15 protein-coding genes are annotated in these 18,410 nt (G+C 43.6%); 13 read left to right on the forward strand and 2 right to left on the reverse strand.

The genetic code is table 11. The features are described from left to right. Positions 1-123: 123 nt before the first annotated feature. From KTR06_RS10825 to KTR06_RS10875, 11 genes are all read left to right on the forward strand, one after another. Positions 124-1,602: a TolC family protein gene (locus tag KTR06_RS10825; RefSeq protein WP_004326575.1), complete on the forward strand. Its 1,479-nt coding sequence runs from the start codon at positions 124-126 to the stop codon at positions 1,600-1,602. A gap of 301 nt (positions 1,603-1,903) precedes the next feature. Continuing rightward, the gene (locus tag KTR06_RS10830; protein ID WP_120070559.1) at positions 1,904-3,253 is read left to right on the forward strand and encodes a sigma-54 dependent transcriptional regulator; all 1,350 of its coding nucleotides are present in this window, start codon (positions 1,904-1,906) and stop codon (positions 3,251-3,253) included. A gap of 53 nt (positions 3,254-3,306) precedes the next feature. Further along, complete coding sequence (locus KTR06_RS10835; protein ID WP_118219880.1) at positions 3,307-4,599, forward strand: PAS domain-containing sensor histidine kinase; 1,293 nt, start codon at positions 3,307-3,309, stop codon at positions 4,597-4,599. Between the two features lie 97 nt (positions 4,600-4,696). Further along, a complete protein-coding gene (locus tag KTR06_RS10840; protein ID WP_217290345.1) occupies positions 4,697-7,249 on the forward strand; it encodes a DUF5686 and carboxypeptidase-like regulatory domain-containing protein in 2,553 nt (850 codons plus the stop codon). Between the two features lie 108 nt (positions 7,250-7,357). Continuing rightward, positions 7,358-8,647, forward strand: coding sequence for an inositol-3-phosphate synthase (locus tag KTR06_RS10845; RefSeq protein WP_004300682.1), 1,290 nt, complete (start codon positions 7,358-7,360; stop codon positions 8,645-8,647). Between the two features lie 162 nt (positions 8,648-8,809). Then, entirely contained in the window at positions 8,810-9,289 is a 480-nt protein-coding gene (locus KTR06_RS10850; protein WP_004326579.1) for a phosphatidylglycerophosphatase A, read from the forward strand. 14 nt (positions 9,290-9,303) lie between these two features. Beyond that, entirely contained in the window at positions 9,304-9,771 is a 468-nt protein-coding gene (locus KTR06_RS10855) for a GtrA family protein (RefSeq protein WP_004311318.1), read from the forward strand. Between the two features lie 94 nt (positions 9,772-9,865). Then, positions 9,866-10,516 (forward strand): CDP-alcohol phosphatidyltransferase family protein, encoded by a 651-nt coding sequence (locus KTR06_RS10860; protein WP_120070568.1) that lies wholly within the window; start codon positions 9,866-9,868, stop codon positions 10,514-10,516. Positions 10,517-10,639: 123 nt separating this feature from the next. Next, positions 10,640-11,557: a phosphatase PAP2 family protein gene (locus KTR06_RS10865; protein ID WP_120070589.1), complete on the forward strand. Its 918-nt coding sequence runs from the start codon at positions 10,640-10,642 to the stop codon at positions 11,555-11,557. Between the two features lie 127 nt (positions 11,558-11,684). Beyond that, a complete protein-coding gene (locus KTR06_RS10870; protein ID WP_120070571.1) occupies positions 11,685-12,695 on the forward strand; it encodes a lysylphosphatidylglycerol synthase transmembrane domain-containing protein in 1,011 nt (336 codons plus the stop codon). 140 nt (positions 12,696-12,835) lie between these two features. Then, positions 12,836-14,008: an iron-containing alcohol dehydrogenase gene (locus KTR06_RS10875; protein WP_120070574.1), complete on the forward strand. Its 1,173-nt coding sequence runs from the start codon at positions 12,836-12,838 to the stop codon at positions 14,006-14,008. Positions 14,009-14,334: 326 nt separating this feature from the next. On the opposite strand, the gene KTR06_RS10880 is transcribed toward KTR06_RS10875, so the two are convergent. Together KTR06_RS10880 and KTR06_RS10885 are read right to left on the reverse strand one after the other, a co-directional pair. Beyond that, complete coding sequence (locus KTR06_RS10880) at positions 14,335-15,909, reverse strand: Rne/Rng family ribonuclease (protein WP_004316204.1); 1,575 nt, start codon at positions 15,907-15,909, stop codon at positions 14,335-14,337. A 283-nt stretch (positions 15,910-16,192) separates the two neighbouring features. Beyond that, positions 16,193-16,468 carry an HU family DNA-binding protein gene (locus tag KTR06_RS10885; protein ID WP_004300646.1) on the reverse strand — a complete coding sequence of 92 codons (276 nt, stop codon included), beginning with the start codon at positions 16,466-16,468 and terminating at the stop codon, positions 16,193-16,195. A gap of 211 nt (positions 16,469-16,679) precedes the next feature. On the opposite strand from KTR06_RS10885, the gene mutY reads away from it, so the two are divergent. Both mutY and KTR06_RS10895 read left to right on the forward strand, forming a co-directional pair. After that, positions 16,680-17,720 (forward strand): A/G-specific adenine glycosylase, encoded by a 1,041-nt coding sequence (mutY, locus tag KTR06_RS10890; RefSeq protein ID WP_008644690.1) that lies wholly within the window; start codon positions 16,680-16,682, stop codon positions 17,718-17,720. Between the two features lie 174 nt (positions 17,721-17,894). Beyond that, positions 17,895-18,374 (forward strand): single-stranded DNA-binding protein, encoded by a 480-nt coding sequence (locus tag KTR06_RS10895; protein ID WP_009039928.1) that lies wholly within the window; start codon positions 17,895-17,897, stop codon positions 18,372-18,374. Positions 18,375-18,410: the final 36 nt, after the last annotated feature.

The raw sequence follows: 18,410 nt of genomic DNA on the forward strand, positions 1-18,410 counted from the left end.
GTTCACTTTTGGGCATAGTGTCCGAAAATGGACACTTTTCTTATTTTCTAATCTGTTGATAATAAAAACTTTACTTTTTTGGCACATCGTTTGATTCTCTCATAGTGGAAAATACTGTGCATAATGAAAAAGAAAAGTATATTGTTTGCTCTTGCTGCCGTTTGCCTGCCGTTGGCATTGTCGGCACAGAAGGAAAGGGAAATAACCTTGAATGAAGCCATTGCTATGGCGCGTATTCAATCTGTTGACGCTGCTGTTGCCTTGAATGAATTGAAAACGGCCTATTGGGAGTTTCGCACCTTTCGTGCCGATCTTCTGCCGGAAGTCAACTTGACCGGAACCCTGCCTAATTATAACAAATCGTATAGTTCCTATCAAAATTCGGACGGTTCTTACGGTTTTGTCCGTAATAATACATTGGGGCTTACCGGTGATCTTTCCATCGATCAAAATATCTGGCTTACCGGTGGTAAACTCTCGCTGACTTCCTCTCTCGACTATATCAAACAATTGGGAGCCGGAGGAGACCGGCATTTTATGTCGGTTCCTGTCACATTACAACTTACACAACCCATCTTTGGAGTCAATAATATAAAGTGGAACAGACGCATCGAACCGGTTCGTTATGCCGAAGCGAAAGCAGCTTTTATCACTGCTACCGAAGAAGTGACGATGCGTGCTATCACTTATTACTTTAATCTTTTGTTGGCAAAAGAAAATCTTGGCACGGCGAAACAGAACCAGACAAATGCCGACCACCTTTATGAAGTAGCCCTTGCCAAACGCAAAATGGGGCAGATTTCCGAGAATGAACTCTTGCAGTTGAAGCTCTCCGCTTTGAATGCGAAGGCTGCATTGACGGAAGCAGAGAGTGATCTCAATGCCAAGATGTTCCAGCTCCGTGCCTTTTTGGGAGTAGGAGAGGATGAAGTACTAAACCCGGTTCTTCCCGAAGCTGTGGATGGTCCGAGGATGGAGTACAATCAGGTGTTAAATAAAGCATTGGAACGTAATTCTTTTGCACAGAATATCCGTCGCCGCCAGTTGGAAGCCGATTATGAAGTAGCTACTGCACGCGGAAATTTGCGTAGTGTCGATTTGTTTGCAAGCGTAGGGTATACGGGTGAGAACCGGAATTTTCCGGCCGTTTACAGGAACTTGCAGGACAATCAGATTGTTCAGGTAGGCGTTAAGATTCCGATTCTCGATTGGGGAAAACGCCGTGGGAAAGTCCGGGTAGCCAAGAGTAACCGGGATGTAGTGCTTTCAAAAATTCGTCAGGAACAGATAAACTTCAACCAGGATATTTTTCTGTTGGTGGAGCATTTCAATAATCAGGCACAGCAATTGGACATAGCCAAAGAAGCCGATGCGATAGCCCAGCAACGATATAAAACAAGTATTGAAACTTTCCTGATAGGTAAAATCAATACCTTGGATTTGAATGATGCGCAGAACTCTAAAGATGATGCGAGACAGAAACATATTTCCGAACTTTATTATTATTGGTATTATTATTATCAGATTCGCAGTCTGACACTATGGGATTTTCGTACCAATACCGAACTTGAAGCTGATTTTGATGAAATCATCCGGCAATAGAAAGGGGAGGAAAAAGCTTTTGAATCTTATGGAGGAACTTGCCGGAGATTATGGGAAAAGTTTTTCAAGTCTGCAAACAGACTATTGCGTATTTATGCCTGATTCATTTGGTATTACGAACTATTTATAGTACCTTTGAAACTCGATTTTAACACTCGGGAAATGAAAAATACGTAAATAATACAGAAAAATTCATCCCCCATTATAAATAAAGAAAGAAATAAAAAAAGAAATACTTCTTCTTGGAAGATTGAAAAAACAGAAGAAGTTTTCTTGGTAGAGGAATCTTGCAATTTTAACTATGATTCTGATAATTGATGACGACAGCGCAGTGCGTTCTTCGCTTAGCTTCATGTTGAAGCGGGCAGGATATGAAGCACAGACCGTTCCCGGTCCGCGGGAAGCTATGGAAGTAGTACGTTCCGTAGCTCCGGATTTAATCCTGATGGATATGAACTTCACTCTTTCTACAACGGGTGAGGAGGGTTTGACCCTACTCAAACAAGTAAAAATATTCCGTCCCGAAACACCGGTGATATTGATGACTGCTTGGGGAAGTATCCAACTTGCCGTGCAAGGAATGCAGGCAGGAGCTTTTGATTTCATAACGAAGCCCTGGAATAATGCCGCCTTGTTGCAACGCATCGAAACGGCACTCCAACTTTCGGGCACTCCACAGGAACCAACGCAGGAACAGAGCGATTCTTTCGACCGCAGCCACATCATCGGGCGTAGCCAGGGATTGATGGATGTGTTGAATACGATTGCCCGCATAGCAAAGACCAATGCCTCTGTTCTCATTACAGGGGAAAGCGGAACAGGTAAGGAATTGATAGCCGAGGCCATTCATATTAATAGTCAGCGAGCCAAACACCCCTTTGTGAAAGTGAATCTTGGAGGTATCTCTCAAAGCCTGTTCGAAAGTGAAATGTTCGGGCACAAGAAAGGAGCTTTTACCGATGCTTCCGCAGACCGTATCGGACGTTTCGAAATGGCAAACAAAGGGACGATTTTTCTGGATGAAATAGGTGATCTCGATCCTTCGTGCCAGGTGAAGTTACTGCGTGTATTGCAGGATCAGACATTTGAAGTGCTCGGCGACAGCCGTCCGCGTAAGACGGATATCCGGGTAGTATCAGCCACCAATGCCGATTTGCGCAAAATGGTAGGCGAACGTACTTTTCGTGAAGACCTCTTCTATCGTATCAATCTGATAACTGTGAAGCTGCCGGCCTTGCGCGAACGTCGCGAAGATATTCCCTTGCTGGCACGTCATTTTGCCGACCGTCAGGCGGTAACCAACGGATTGCCTCGTACGGAGTTCTCTGCCGATGCCCTGCAATTCTTGAGCCGTTTGCCCTATCCGGGGAATATTCGTGAATTGAAGAACTTGGTGGAACGTACCATTCTGGTAAGTGGTAAACCGCTGCTTGATGCTTCCGACTTTGATGCGCAGTATATTCGCCACGATGACGCAAGAGTGACCGAAGGCGCAACTCTGGCTGGTATGACTTTGGATGAAATAGAACGCCAGACCATTCTCCAGGCGTTGGACCGTTACAAAGGAAATTTGAGTCAGGTAGCTACGGCATTGGGTATCAGCCGTGCAGCACTCTATCGTCGTCTCGAAAAATATAATATAACAATGTGATAGATTTAGGCACGTGCCTAATAAAATTAAGATTAACCGTAACCACAGATAACGTGCGTATAAAAGGATTCTTTTACATACTAGTCTTTCTGCTGCTGGCATTAGGTAGTGTATTGCTGTTCCTTTCCAGTCAACTGAATACAATCTTTTTCTACATAGGGGAGGGGCTGATACTTTTCATCCTCATTTATCTGACCTTTTTCTATCGTAAGATTGTGAAGCCGTTGAATACAATCGGAAGCGGTATGGAATTGTTGCGTGAGCAGGATTTCAGTAGCCGTCTTAGTCCTGTAGGCCAATATGAGGCCGATCGTGTGGTGAATATCTTCAACCGCATGATGGAACAGCTCAAGAATGAACGTCTCCGCCTGCGTGAACAGAATAATTTTCTCGATTTGCTGATTAAAGCTTCTCCGATGGGAGTGATTATAACTTCCCTTGATGAAGACCTTTCGGAATTGAATCCGATGGCTTTGAAAATGCTGGGTGTTCGTTTGGAAGACGTACAAGGCAAGAAGATGAAAGAGATTGATTCTCCGTTAGCGGTGGAATTAGCCAACCTCCCGAAAGGAGAGAAGGTAACCGTCCGTCTGAACGACTCGAATATCTACCGATGTACTCATTCTTCTTTCATTGATCGTGGATTTCAGCATCCCTTCTACTTGGTAGAAACCCTCACTGACGAAGTGATGAAAGCGGAAAAGAAAGCATACGAGAAAGTGATTCGCATGATTGCCCACGAAGTGAACAACACGACTGCCGGCATTACTTCCACACTGGATACGGTAGAACAAGCCCTTTCCAGCGAAGAAGGAATGGAAGACATCTGCGACGTGATGCGTGTATGTACCGACCGTTGTTTCTCAATGAGTCGTTTCATCACCCGTTTTGCCGATGTGGTGAAAATCCCCGAACCGACACTTTCTTCTGTCAATCTGAATGATTTGGTTTTCACCTGCAAGCGGTTTATGGAAGGAATGTGTAATGACCGTCGCATTACACTCCGCATGGAAATGGACGAAAGTCTGAAAGATGTGATGCTGGATGCCGCTTTGTTTGAGCAAGTACTAGTAAACATCATCAAGAATGCAGCGGAAAGCATTGAGACCGATGGGGAAATAATAGTCCGCACCCTCGCTCCGGCCACTGTTGAAGTGATAGATAACGGTCAGGGAATCAGCAAAGAAACAGAAGCTAAACTGTTCAGTCCTTTCTTCTCTACCAAACCGAACGGTCAGGGAATCGGACTCATCTTTATTCGCGAAGTACTGATGCGTCATGGGTGCACATTCTCTTTGCGAACCTATGCCGACGGACTGACCCGATTCCGTATTACTTTCCCCTAATTGTGTCAAATAAGAACATTTCTTCCGTCAAATAGACCTTTTTTTGTCTTGAAATCACTCCTACCTTTGCCCCGCTCAATTCAATAGGATTTAAGGTATGAGATTAATGAAAAAAGGCACATTGACGCTCTTTCTTTTATTGGCTATCAGTATTCCGCTTTGTGCGCAGTATGTGGTACAAGGGGTGGTGACTGATTCTCTGACCAAAGAGCCTTTGCCTTATGCATCTGTACGCTTAAAAGACACGACAGAAGGAACTACTACCGGAAGCGACGGACGCTTTTACTTCAAAACCCACCGCTCCGAAGCAGTGCTTGTAATCTCTGTAATCGGTTATAATGACTATGTCCGCACCATTCGCCCTGCCCATAATGCATCCTATAAAGTAGCGCTTGCGCCTACCGAATACGCGCTTGGTGAAGTGGTAGTCAAACCCAAACGTGAACACTACCGGAAGAAAGATAATCCTGCCGTAGAATTTGTCCGCCGTATGATTGAAAGCCGTGACAACTACTCTCCCTACGAGAAAGACTTCTGGCAACGCGAACGTTATGAAAAGACCACCTTTGCGTTGAATAACTTCGATGAAGAGAAACAGAAAAAATGGCTATATCGTAAATTTGATTTCCTGACGGAATATGTAGATACTTCTGCCGTTACCGGTAAACCGATTCTGACGGTATCAGCCCGTGAACTGCTTGCCACAGACTATTACCGGAAATCTCCCCGTTCCGAGAAGCAATGGGTGAAAGGACGCAAACAGGCCGGTGTTGATGAATTTCTCTCTAAACAAGGGATGCAGGCAGCCATCAATGAAGTCTTTAAAGACGTCGACATTTACGAAAACAACATTTCCCTGTTTACAAATAAGTTTGTCAGTCCCTTGTCCCGTATCGGCACAGGCTTTTATAAATATTACCTGATGGACACGTTGCAGATTGCCGGAGAGCCTTGTGCAGACCTTGCTTTCACGCCTTTTAATTCCGAGTCTTTCGGTTTCAACGGACACCTGTATGTGACGCTCGACTCTACCTACTTTGTTAAACGTGCCGTATTCAACTTTCCCAAAAAGATAAATCTGAACTTTGTAGACTACATGTTGCTCGAACAGGAATTTAAGCGCGCTGAAGACGGCACACGTCTGCTCGATCATGAAAGTATCACTGTTGAGTTTAAACTGACCGAAGGACAGGACGGAATTTTTGCCCGCCGTGTAGCGGATTACAGCAACTACACCTTTACGCCGACTGCCGAAGCCGACAAAGCCTTCACCAAACCCGAACGTATTATTGAAGAGACGGAAGCCCTGTCGCGTCCCGAAACATTCTGGGCGGAGAATCGTCCGCAAGCCGCTATCTCCCAGCAGGAAAACTCGGTAGACCGCCTGATGACACAATTACGCAGTTATCCGGTATATTACTGGACGGAAAAAGTGCTTTCCATTCTCTTTACGGGATATATTCCCACCTCCAAAGAAGCACCACTTTTCTATATCGGCCCGATGAATGCCACTATCAGCGGTAACACATTGGAAGGCCCCCGTATCCGTGCCGGAGGTATGACTACCGCCTGGCTCAATCCGCACCTGTTTGGCAAAGGATATGTGGCTTACGGGTTTAAAGATGAAAGAGTGAAAGGATTAGCAGAACTGGAATATTCTTTCAAGAAGAAGAAAGAATACGCCAACGAATTTCCCATCCATTCATTGAAATTGCGTTACGAATCAGATGTGAACCAGTACGGACAAAATTACCTGTATACAAGCAAAGACAATGTGTTCCTGGCCTTGAAACGTGAGAAGGACGACCGTATCGGCTATTTCCGGCAGGCGGAGATGACCTATACCAATGAGTTTTATTCCGGCTTTTCTTTCCAGTTGACAGCACGTACACGGAAAGATGAGTCCTCCTACCTGATTCCTTTTTTAAAGAAAGAAGGAGATACCTACACCCCGGTAAAAGATTTCTCTATCAGTGCCGCAGAGTTGAAGTTGCGTTATGCTCCGAACGAGAAATTCTTCCAGACCCAATGGAACCGTTTTCCCGTATCGTTGGATGCACCGGTGTTTACCTTGTCGCATACCATTGCCGGAAAAGGAGTGTTGGGCAGCGATTACACCTACAATCATACCGAAGTCGGTATTCAGAAACGCTTCTGGTTTTCCGCGTTCGGCTATACCGACGTTATACTAAAAGCAGGTAAAGTGTGGGATAAAGTACCTTTTCCGTTGCTTATCATGCCTAATGCCAACCTTTCTTATACCATCCAACCGGAATCTTACTCGTTGATGAATGCGATGGAGTTTATGAACGATGAATATTTCTCGTGGGATGTTACTTATTTCCTCAACGGATGGCTGTTCAACCGGGTACCGTTGTTGAAAAAACTAAAATGGAGGGAAATAGTTTCCTGTCGTGGATTATATGGACATTTGAGCGATAAAAACAACCCGGCTTTGAGCGACGGTTTGTTCGCTTTTCCGATAGAGAACACACAAACAATGGGAAAAACACCTTATGTGGAGGCGGGTGTCGGTATTGAAAACATTTTCAAGGTGTTACGTTTGGACTATATCTGGAGGCTCACTTATCGTGATTCGCCCGGGATTGACAGATCAGGCTTGAGAATAAGTCTCCACATGACCTTTTAAAAGTTAAATCCTGCTAATTGCAATGTTTATATGACAAATAAAGACTGTATTAGTAATTAATTAATCTTATTTTTGCATCAATTTTAGTTTAATTTTAATAGAATAGAAATGAAACAAGAAATTAAACCCGCTACCGGGCGTCTTGGCGTACTGGTAGTTGGAGTGGGTGGTGCGGTAGCTACCACGATGATTGTAGGTACACTAGCCTCTCGCAAGGGACTGGCAAAACCGATAGGATCTATTACACAGTTAGCCACAATGCGCATGGAGAACAACGAAGAAAAACTCATCAAGGACGTTGTGCCTTTGACGAATTTGGAAGACATTGTTTTCGGAGGATGGGATATTTTCCCGGACAACGCATACGAAGCTGCTATGTACGCCGAGGTTTTGAAAGAAAAAGACCTGAATGGAGTAAAAGAAGAGTTGGAAGCTATCAAACCGATGCCGGCTGCTTTCGATCACAACTGGGCAAAACGTCTGAACGGTACACACGTGAAGAAGGCTGCTACCCGTTGGGAAATGGTAGAACAACTTCGTCAGGATATCCGCGACTTCAAGGCTGCTAACAACTGCGAACGCGTAGTGGTGCTTTGGGCTGCAAGTACTGAAATTTACATTCCGCTGTCTGACGAACACATGTCACTCGCTGCTTTAGAGAAAGCAATGAAGGAAAACAATACAGACGTGATTTCTCCGAGTATGTGTTACGCGTATGCTGCTATTGCAGAAGACGCTCCGTTCGTGATGGGTGCTCCTAACTTGTGTGTGGATACTCCTGCTATGTGGGAATTCTCTAAACAAAAGAATGTACCTATCTCCGGTAAAGACTTCAAGAGTGGTCAGACACTGATGAAAACCGTATTGGCTCCGATGTTCAAAACCCGTATGCTGGGTGTGAACGGTTGGTTCTCTACCAATATCCTCGGTAACCGCGACGGTGAAGTGCTCGATGATCCGGACAACTTCAAGACAAAAGAAGTCAGCAAGCTGTCTGTAATCGACACTATCTTCGAACCTGAAAAATATCCTGATCTCTACGGAGATGTTTATCATAAAGTACGTATCAACTATTATCCTCCCCGCAAAGACAACAAAGAAGCATGGGACAACATCGACATTTTCGGATGGATGGGCTACCCGATGGAAATCAAGGTGAACTTCCTTTGCCGCGACTCTATCCTTGCAGCTCCTATCGCTCTTGACCTTGTGTTGTTCAGCGACTTGGCAATGCGTGCAGGCATGTGTGGCATCCAGACTTGGTTGTCATTCTTCTGCAAGAGTCCGATGCACGATTTCGAACATCAGCCCGAACACGACTTGTTTACACAATGGAGAATGGTAAAACAGACATTGCGTAACATGATTGGTGAAAAAGAACCTGATTACTTAGCTTAATCAGTAACCCCAAATAATAAGTTGAGATTGAGATTTACCATCCTATAAAGACTGGTGGATGCTCAACCTCAACTTTTACTTTTTTATTGTACAAATTCCCCATTCGTTTGGGGGACTCGTGACACAACCGACTCGTAGTTTGTAATTAGTAATTAGTAATAAATGAAGCGTCCTCCCTTTCTACCTGTTTTTATAGGCACGGGCTTTGGCTCCGGTTTTTCTCCTTTTGCTCCCGGCACGGCTGGGGCGTTACTGGCTTCTATCATTTGGATTGCACTTTATTTTCTCCTTCCTTTCTCTTGGGTATTATGGCTGACTGCCGCTTTGGTGATTGTATTTACATTCGCCGGCATTTGGGCTGCCGATAAGCTGGAGACTTATTGGGGAGAAGATCCTTCGCGTGTGGTAGTGGATGAGATGGTGGGAGTGTGGATACCGTTGTTGGCTGTTCCCAATGATGACAAATGGTTTTGGTACGTGATTGCGGCTTTTGCCTTGTTCCGCATCTTTGATATAGCCAAACCGTTGGGCATACGTCGTATGGAAAGCCTGAAAGGTGGGGTAGGGGTCATGATGGACGATGTTTTGGCGGGAGTGTATAGTTTTATATTGTTAGTGGGAGCGAGATGGGTGATTGGCTGAAAAAAGTTGCACGGATGATTTCCCAGAAAGGCGGCATCTTCATGTTTTTGAGGGCGCAGCTTTCTGCTCAAATGGCAACTATTGCAGACTTTCTCGTTACGATTCTTCTGGTCAGGCTGTTTGATGTCTACTATGTATATGCCACCCTGGCGGGAGCTATCTATGGAGGAATCGTTAATTGCGTTATCAACTATAAATGGACTTTTAAATCGAAAGGAAAGAAAACACACGTTGCTGTAAAATTTATCCTTGTATGGGTTTGCAGCGTTTGGCTCAATACGTGGGGAACGTATGCACTGACGGAATCATTAGCGAAGATTCCCTGGGTACGCAACACGCTTAGCCTGTATTTCGGAGATTTCTTCATTATCCCTAAAGTGGTAGTGGCAATCATCGTGGCACTGTTTTGGAATTATAATATGCAGCGCTTTTTTGTTTACCGGAATATAGATATCAGAAGTTTATTCGGAAAAAGAAACTGAAAAAACGGATTGAAAAGACTGATGAAAAAACGAAAGAATTAGATATATACAGATTGAAAAAACAGAAGATTTAGATATAAACAGATTTAAACAGATGAATTACAGAGATTATTTACAACAGCTGATTTATAAGATTATCAATCCCTTGATACGCGGAATGATTAAAATAGGGATCACTCCCAACTTTATCACCACTACCGGATTTGTGCTCAATGTAGTAGCGGCAGGTATGTTTGTGTATGCCGGCATTTATGGCGGACAAAACGATCTGGCCATTATCGGCTGGGCAGGAGGTGTGATTCTGTTTGCCGGATTGTTCGATATGATGGATGGGCGTGTGGCTCGCCTGGGCAATATGAGTTCCAAGTTCGGTGCGCTTTATGATTCGGTACTCGACCGTTACAGTGAATTGATGACTTTCTTCGGTATCTGTTACTATTTGTCAATGAAAGATTATTTCTTTTATGCACTTATTGCTTTCGTGGCACTCATCGGTTCGCTGATGGTAAGCTACGTGCGTGCCCGTGCCGAAGGCTTGGGAATCGAATGTAAAGTAGGATTCATGCAACGTCCGGAGCGTGTAGTACTAACCAGCCTCGGAGCTTTGTTCTGTGGTGTTTTCAAAGATATTACCGCTTTCGAACCAATCCTGATTCTGATTGTTCCTCTGGCTTTCGTTGCTCTGTTTGCCAATATTACGGCTTTTGCACGAGTGAGACATTGCTATAAAGCGATGAAAGAATGAATTAATTTACTATTGGACTATTTACTATTTACATCGTACATCCTAAATAGTACATCGTAAATAGTCCAATAGTAAATAGTCTAATCGTCTAATCAAAACGTTATAATGATAAAGAACATTCAAATGCCGTCGAAAAGAGAAGCCCTGACTGTGGTAGTCATTATGGCTCTTTTCCTTTTATTGACAGGTATCTTCATCGGACTTCGTTCCGAGCATCTGTTGATGGCGGTACTCTATTTAGTCTTATTCTTTGCCGGATTGCCTACTCGTAAGCTGGCAGTAGCCCTGCTACCTTTCGCCATTTTTGGAATTTCGTATGACTGGATGCGTATTTGCCCTAACTACGAGGTGAACCCGATTGACGTGGCCGGACTGTATCATCTCGAAAAGTCCCTTTTCGGAGTAATGGATAATGGTCTTCTGGTTACTCCTTGCGAATACTTCGCTGTACACAACTGGCCGATAGCGGACGTTTTTGCCGGAATCTTCTACCTTTGTTGGGTTCCCGTTCCTATCCTGTTCGGTCTTTGCCTGTATTTCAAGAAGGAAAGAAAAACCTACCTCCGTTTTGCGTTGGTATTTTTGTTCGTCAACTTGATTGGTTTTGCTGGTTATTATATTCATCCGGCTGCTCCGCCTTGGTATGCCATTAATTACGGTTTCGAACCGATATTGAACACACCGGGCAATGTTGCAGGATTGGGTCGCTTTGATGCATTCTTCGAAGTGACTATCTTTGATTCAATCTACGGGCGTAATGCAAATGTATTTGCGGCAGTGCCTTCACTGCACGCGGCCTATATGGTAGTTGCATTGGTGTATGCCATTATTGGTAAATGCAGATGGTATGTGATTACCCTTTTCTCCATTATCATGGTCGGCATTTGGGGAACAGCTATTTATTCCTGCCATCATTATATCATTGATGTATTACTTGGCATCTCTTGCGCATTAATCGGCTGGCTGGTATTTGAATATGTATTGATGAGAATTCCGGCGTTCAAAAGATTTTTCGAAAGATATTATGCGTATATAAAGTGAGGTTATATGTGAATAGAGTGATATATATCCATCAAGAAGTAAGCATATACTCATCTAAGAAGTAACTATATACTCATATAAAAGCAGATATATACCTATATAAAATAGATATAAGTCCTACAAAATAGTGAAGAACAAGTACCGAAATATATTCCTCGCCTTTGGTATTATTGCCGTCCTGATAATGATATTCACTTTCGATATGGATTATCAGGAGCTTTGGGCGAATCTGAAGCGTGCAGGGGTATATTTGCCTTTGGTTTTGTTGCTGTGGCTATTTGTCTACCTTATCAATACAGTATCGTGGTACATAATCATCCGCAGTACTGGCAAGACCGGTTTTTCATTTGCCCGGCTCTACAAATTCACAGTAACAGGTTTTGCACTTAATTACGTGACTCCCGTCGGGCTGATGGGTGGCGAGCCATACCGCATCATGGAGCTGAAACCCTATATCGGAATAGAACGTGCCACTTCTTCCGTGATTCTTTATGTGATGATGCATATCTTTTCCCACTTTTGCTTTTGGTTAAGTTCGGTGTTACTTTACGTTTGTCTGTATCCGGTGGGGTGGGTGATGGGAGTCATTCTGGGAGCCATTACTGTCTTTTGCCTGCTGATTGCTACTCTTTTTATAAAAGGTTATCGGCATGGGATGGCTGTGGCTGTTGTCCGTATGGGTAGTCGCATCCCTTTTCTGAAAAAGAAAGTCCTTCACTTTGCAAGCGTGCATAAAGAGAAGTTGGAAAATATAGACAAACAAATCGCCCTTCTCCACCAACAAAAGAAACAAACCTTTTATAGTGCCCTTTTGTTGGAATATACCGCCCGTGTAGTCAGTTGTCTTGAAATATGGCTGATACTGAACGTACTGACTACTAATGTCAGCTTTGCCGACTGCTGTCTGATTGCGGCTTTTTCTTCTTTACTTGCCAATCTTCTGTTTTTCCTACCCATGCAATTGGGAGGTCGTGAAGGCGGATTTGCCCTCGCCGTGGGAGGTCTTTCTCTTTCCGGAGCTTACGGAGTTTATGCCGCTTTGATTACCCGGGTACGCGAGATGGTCTGGATTGTAATCGGCCTTGCACTTATGAAAGTAGGAAATTTTAAACAATCAAAAGAAAAATATTCTGCTTAAATTTATAACTTTGTCTGACCTATAAGTTCCTTCTATGAAAGAATCCATCAAAGGATTTATAGAAAGATTCGTTTGCAAAAGGAGTTATATTTGGATCTATATAGAAAAGACTAACGAAAAGACTTATAAAGAAAACGATAATGAATAATTTTATCTTTTACAGCCCTACCGAATTTGTGTTCGGTCGGGATACGGAAGCGCAGACTGGAGCATTAGTACAGAAATACGGTGCACGTAAAGTCATGATTGTTTATGGTGGCGGTTCTGTGATACGTAGCGGCTTGTTGGCTCGTGTAGAGAAATCATTGCAGGAAGTAGGCATTCCCTATTGTATGCTGGGCGGTGTACAGCCTAATCCGATAGATACGAAAGTGTACGAAGGAATCGACCTTTGCCGGAAAGAAAGTGTAGACATGATGCTTGCCGTGGGTGGTGGCTCCGTAATCGATACGGCAAAAGCCATTGCAGCCGGAGTGCCTTATGACGGAGATTTTTGGGACTTCTACATCGGAAAAGCCGTTATTGCGGAAGCACTGAAAGTAGCTGTTGTATTGACGATTCCTGCAGCCGGAAGCGAGGGTTCCGGTAACACTGTAATCACCAAAGTCGATGGATTGCAGAAATTAAGTCTCCGTGCTCCCTCTGTATTGCGTCCTGTTTTCGCCGTGATGAACCCGGAATTGACCTACACACTTCCTCCTTTTCAAACCGCTTGCGGCGTTGCCGATATGATGGCGCACATCATGGAACGCTATTTCACCAATACCAAAGAAGTAGAAATAGGCGACCGCCTGTGCGAAGGCACCCTGCTTGCCATCATCAAAGAGGCAACCACCGTCATGAAAGACCCTGAAAACTACGGAGCCCGTGCCAATCTGATGTGGTGCGGAACGATTGCCCATAACGGAACCTGTGGCGTAGGCTGTGAAGAAGACTGGGCTTCTCACTTCCTTGAACATGAAATCAGTGCGATTTACAATGTAACTCATGGTGCAGGACTTTCCGTTATCTTCCCTGCCTGGATGACATGGATGACAGAACATAATGTAGATAAGATAGCCCAATATGCAATCCGCGTGTGGGGAGTGGCAGATTCAGCTGATAAAAAGGCGGTGGCCCTTGAAGGTATTTCCCGCCTGAAAACCTTCTTTACTTCCATCGGTCTGCCTGTTACTTTCAAAGAACTCGGTATTGAAAATCCGGATATCGACCGTCTTGCAGATAGCCTTCATCGGAATAAAGGCGAGTTGGTTGGCAACTATGTCAAATTAACGAAAAAGGATAGTAAAGAGATTTACCGTCTGGCATTATAAGAATAACAGATGTAACTCAAAAATCAACGGACGGATAGGACTGTTTTTTGCAAACGCATAGCGGAATACTTTGAAGTAGTGGATAACTTACTATGCAACAGTCTGTTATCTTCGTTTTGAAAACACGCTCTGAACGCTATGCCGAACTATTATAAATATCTAAATAATAAACTATATATTTAAAAATATATAGTTTGATTTTCCTCTTTTTGAAGATTTATTTTTCCTGCCATCCGGTTTATTGGGATTATCAGCTGGGTGTTTTGAGGGAACGGATTCAGATAAAACAAAAAGGCGGCTCGTTTTGACCGGGCCGCCTTTTCTGTCTATTTGATTTCGATTTCTTCCTTCATATCGATTTCTTCTCCATGTGTATCATAGAACACATATTGCAGAAATGCGAGTTTTTGACTTGGAATAATCTTGATACCGAATCCGTATTTCATCTGCCATTTCCGTTTCAGGGAAACGAGTCCCTGATTGATATAAGCGGCAACATACGGATGGACGTGTAACGAGAATTTCTTAACCTTCAGTTTATTGACCAGGTAATCAATTTTACTCTCCAAAGTGTCCGTAAAAAGAATGGACGACTTGATAGTGCCTTTGCCGAAGCAAGTAGGGCAGGTTTCGGTCGTGTTGACGTCCATTGCCGGACGCACACGTTGGCGTGTAATCTGCATTAGCCCGAATTTGCTAAGCGGCAGAATATTATGCCGTGCCCTGTCTTTCTGCATATTGGCACACATTCGTTCATAAAGCTTCTGACGGTTTTCGGCTTCATTCATATCGATGAAGTCCACGACAATGATACCACCCATATCTCTTAATCGCAATTGGCGGGCCAGCTCGTCGGCGGCTCCCAGGTTTACTTCGAGTGCGTTACCTTCCTGCCCGTTGGCATTCTTGGTGCGGTTACCGCTGTTCACGTCTACTACGTGAAGCGCCTCAGTGTGCTCAATAATCAGATAGGCACCACTCTTGTAAGAGATTGTTTTACCAAACGATGATTTAATCTGCTTGGTGATACCGAAATTGTCGTAAATGGGAAGTTGACCTTTGTACAGTTTCACGATATTAGCCCGGTCGGGCGCAATCAGTGATACATAGTCTTTAATTTCATTGTACACAGCCTCGTCGTTGACGTGAATATTCTCAAAAGAAGGGTTGAAGAGGTCGCGCAACAAACCTACGGCGCGGCTGGTTTCTTCATAAATCAACGTCGGATACTTGGTGGCTTTTTGTACTTTTACCATCGCATCTTCCCAATGCTTAACCAGGACTTTAAGCTCTCCGTCGAGTTCGGCTACGCGTTTGCCTTCGGCTACCGTGCGGACGATGACACCGAAGTTTTTCGGCTTGATGCTCATCAGCAATTGTTTCAGGCGGGCGCGTTCTTCGCTCGATTTAATTTTTTGTGAAACAGAAACCTTGTCATTAAAAGGGATCAGTACGAGATAGCGTCCGGCAAACGAAATTTCGGACGTCAGTCGCGGTCCCTTAGTGGAGATCGGTTCCTTAACGATTTGCACCACTACTTCTTGTCCTACCTTGAGGGTGTTGGATACTGTTCCATCCTTGTCAAGATCGGGAAGCAGGGTTGCTTTGCTGATGGAGGTCAGCTTCTTTTTGTCGCTTAAAGTCTGCTTTACAAACTTTTCGAGTGAGTTAAATTGAGGACCCAAGTCCAGATAATGAAGGAAAGCGTCTTTCTCGTAACCAACGTCTACAAAGCATGCATTCAGTCCGGGCATCAATTTCTTGATACGTCCCAAATACATATTGCCCACAGAGAAAGAAATATTTCTTCCTTCGCTTTGAAGTTCCACCAGGCTCTTATCTTCGAGAAGGGCGATGGAGACCTCTTTGGGCTGTACGTCAACTACTAGTTCACTTGTCACTGTTTTGTTTCCTTATTATTGATTGAATCTCATTTATATGAACAACTTTTTTGACAAATTGTTCATTTTGGGTTAGCTACTTAAACAAAGAACAAACTTGAAAGACATTAGCTTCGCAAGTTTGTTCTTTATTTCTGTGTGATCCAGACTTAAAAATTATTTTTTGCTTTTATGTCTGTTCTTTCTTAGTCTTTTTTTACGCTTGTGCGTAGACATTTTATGTCTTTTTTTCTTTTTTCCGCTTGGCATAGCTTCACATTTTATGGGTTAATACTCTTGTTTATTATTTCTTTACTGAAATTGTAAATGTCTTAGCCGGTTTGAAAGCCGGAATGTTGTGCTCCGGAATAATGATCGTAGTATTTTTAGAAATGTTACGAGCAGTCTTTTGTGCTCTTTTCTTTACTACGAAACTACCAAACCCACGCAAGTATACGTTCTCATCGTTAGACAATGAATCCTTTACTGCATCCATAAATGCCTCAACTGTTGTAAGAACTGTCTGCTTATCAATTCCAGTTTTCTTTGTAATCTCGTTTACAATATCTGCTTTAGTCATTTTTCCTTAAAAAAAATATTATTACTATGTTATTGCTAATTTTTTGGACTGCAAATATATAGCTTTTTAAGCTCCTAAAAAAATATATTCTGCACATTTTTCTAAAAAAATAGTGGCATAGGGTTTTCTTAGAACCAAAAGAGTTACTTTTGTGTGCCTTTTGGATAGGATAGGCAAGATAAATGTTAGATAATACACTAGGAACGAGGATATGAACGAGTTTACTAAAACGATTGTAGAGTGGTATAAAGAGAATAAACGTGAACTGCCCTGGAGGGAGTCTGCCGATCCGTATCTGATCTGGATTTCGGAGATCATTCTTCAACAGACGCGGGTGGCGCAGGGGTATGATTATTTTCTTCGTTTTATCAAACGTTTTCCCGATGTGCGGACTTTAGCCGCTGCGGAGGAGGATGAAGTGATGAAATACTGGCAAGGACTGGGATATTACTCACGTGCCCGCAATCTTCATGCCGCCGCCAAAAGCATGAATGGGGTTTTCCCGGAAACGTATCCGGAAGTGCTGGCTCTGAAAGGAGTGGGGGAGTATACAGCGGCAGCGATCTGTTCGTTTGCTTACGGTATGCCTTATGCGGTAGTGGACGGTAATGTGTACCGGGTGCTTTCCCGTTATTTCGGCATCGATACTCCGATTGATTCGACAGAAGGAAAAAAGCTCTTTGCAGCATTGGCGGATGAGATGCTGGATAAGAAGCATCCGGCTGTTTACAATCAGGGAATAATGGATTTCGGGGCGATTCAGTGCACTCCGCAGTCGCCTGATTGTTTGTTCTGTCCGTTGGTGGGCAGTTGCTCGGCACTTTCGAAAGGCTTGGTGGCAAAACTTCCGGTGAAGCAACACAAAACAAAGACAACGAACCGTTACTTTAATTATATTTATGTACGTGCGGGCGCGTATACCTTTATAAATAAACGGACGGGCAATGATATTTGGAAAAATCTGTTCGAACTGCCCTTGATAGAAACTCCGACGGCTCTTTCGGAAGAAGATTTTTTGACTTTACCGGAATTTCGTGCACTCTTTGCGCCGGGGGAAGTACCGGTGGTACGTTCGGTTTGCAGGGAGGTGAAGCATGTATTGTCTCACCGGGTTATCTATGCTAATCTATATGAAGTGACCTTGTCTGAAAATTTGACTTCTTTCAGTGATTTCCTGAAAATAAGGGTGGACGAACTGGAGCAATACGCTGTTTCTAAATTAGTACAAGACTTGCTACAAGCATTAGAATAAGCATTAGAATAAGTAATAAGTATTGAGTATTACCCATGCAGTTTATGGCGCAGCCTAATACTTAATACTTAAAACTTAATACTTGATTTTATACTTAAAATCTTGCATCCTATTGTTATTCTGTTTAATTTTGGCAGCAGATTTAATTTTAAGAATCATAAACTTGATACAGATATGTCAGTAAATAGAGTGATATTGATAGGAAACGTAGGACAAGATCCTCGGGTAAAATACTTCGATACAGGTTCGGCAGTAGCAACTTTCCCGTTGGCTACAACGGATCGTGGATATACGTTGGCTAATGGAACCCAGATTCCCGAAAGAACAGAGTGGCATAATATCGTTGCATCCAACCGTTTGGCGGAGATTGTGGATAAGTATGTGCACAAAGGTGACAAACTGTATCTGGAAGGAAAGATAAGAACACGTTCTTATAGCGACCAGTCGGGTGCTATGCGTTATATCACCGAAATTTATGTGGATAATATGGAAATGCTGTCTCCGAAAGGAGCTAATCCGGGTGCAGGAGCTTCTGCTTCCGGACAACCGACTACGGGGCAACAGCAACAATCGGTTGCCGGCCAGCCGCAACAAGCGCAGCAGTCGCAGGCACAACCCGCACAAGATAATCCGGCAGATGATTTGCCGTTCTAGATAATGTGATAGTGTGCCAATAGGTTTTCGCGAGCT

It is taken from the genome of Bacteroides sp. MSK.20.12 (genome assembly GCF_019052435.1).
Lineage (GTDB): Bacteria > Bacteroidota > Bacteroidia > Bacteroidales > Bacteroidaceae > Bacteroides > Bacteroides xylanisolvens.

Bases quoted from the DNA above. Each gene is read 5' to 3' on its own strand.
- KTR06_RS10825 (WP_004326575.1), top strand. From the start codon at position 124: ATGAAAAAGAAAAGTATATTGTTTGCTCTTGCTGCCGTTTGCCTGCCG.
- KTR06_RS10830 (WP_120070559.1), top strand. From the start codon at position 1,904: ATGATTCTGATAATTGATGACGACAGCGCAGTGCGTTCTTCGCTTAGC.
- KTR06_RS10840 (WP_217290345.1), top strand. From the start codon at position 4,697: ATGAGATTAATGAAAAAAGGCACATTGACGCTCTTTCTTTTATTGGCT.
- KTR06_RS10845 (WP_004300682.1), top strand. From the start codon at position 7,358: ATGAAACAAGAAATTAAACCCGCTACCGGGCGTCTTGGCGTACTGGTA.
- KTR06_RS10850 (WP_004326579.1), top strand. From the start codon at position 8,810: ATGAAGCGTCCTCCCTTTCTACCTGTTTTTATAGGCACGGGCTTTGGC.
- KTR06_RS10855 (WP_004311318.1), top strand. From the start codon at position 9,304: ATGATTTCCCAGAAAGGCGGCATCTTCATGTTTTTGAGGGCGCAGCTT.
- KTR06_RS10860 (WP_120070568.1), top strand. From the start codon at position 9,866: ATGAATTACAGAGATTATTTACAACAGCTGATTTATAAGATTATCAAT.
- KTR06_RS10865 (WP_120070589.1), top strand. From the start codon at position 10,640: ATGCCGTCGAAAAGAGAAGCCCTGACTGTGGTAGTCATTATGGCTCTT.
- KTR06_RS10875 (WP_120070574.1), top strand. From the start codon at position 12,836: ATGAATAATTTTATCTTTTACAGCCCTACCGAATTTGTGTTCGGTCGG.
- KTR06_RS10885 (WP_004300646.1), bottom strand. From the start codon at position 16,468: ATGACTAAAGCAGATATTGTAAACGAGATTACAAAGAAAACTGGAATT.
- mutY (WP_008644690.1), top strand. From the start codon at position 16,680: ATGAACGAGTTTACTAAAACGATTGTAGAGTGGTATAAAGAGAATAAA.
- KTR06_RS10895 (WP_009039928.1), top strand. From the start codon at position 17,895: ATGTCAGTAAATAGAGTGATATTGATAGGAAACGTAGGACAAGATCCT.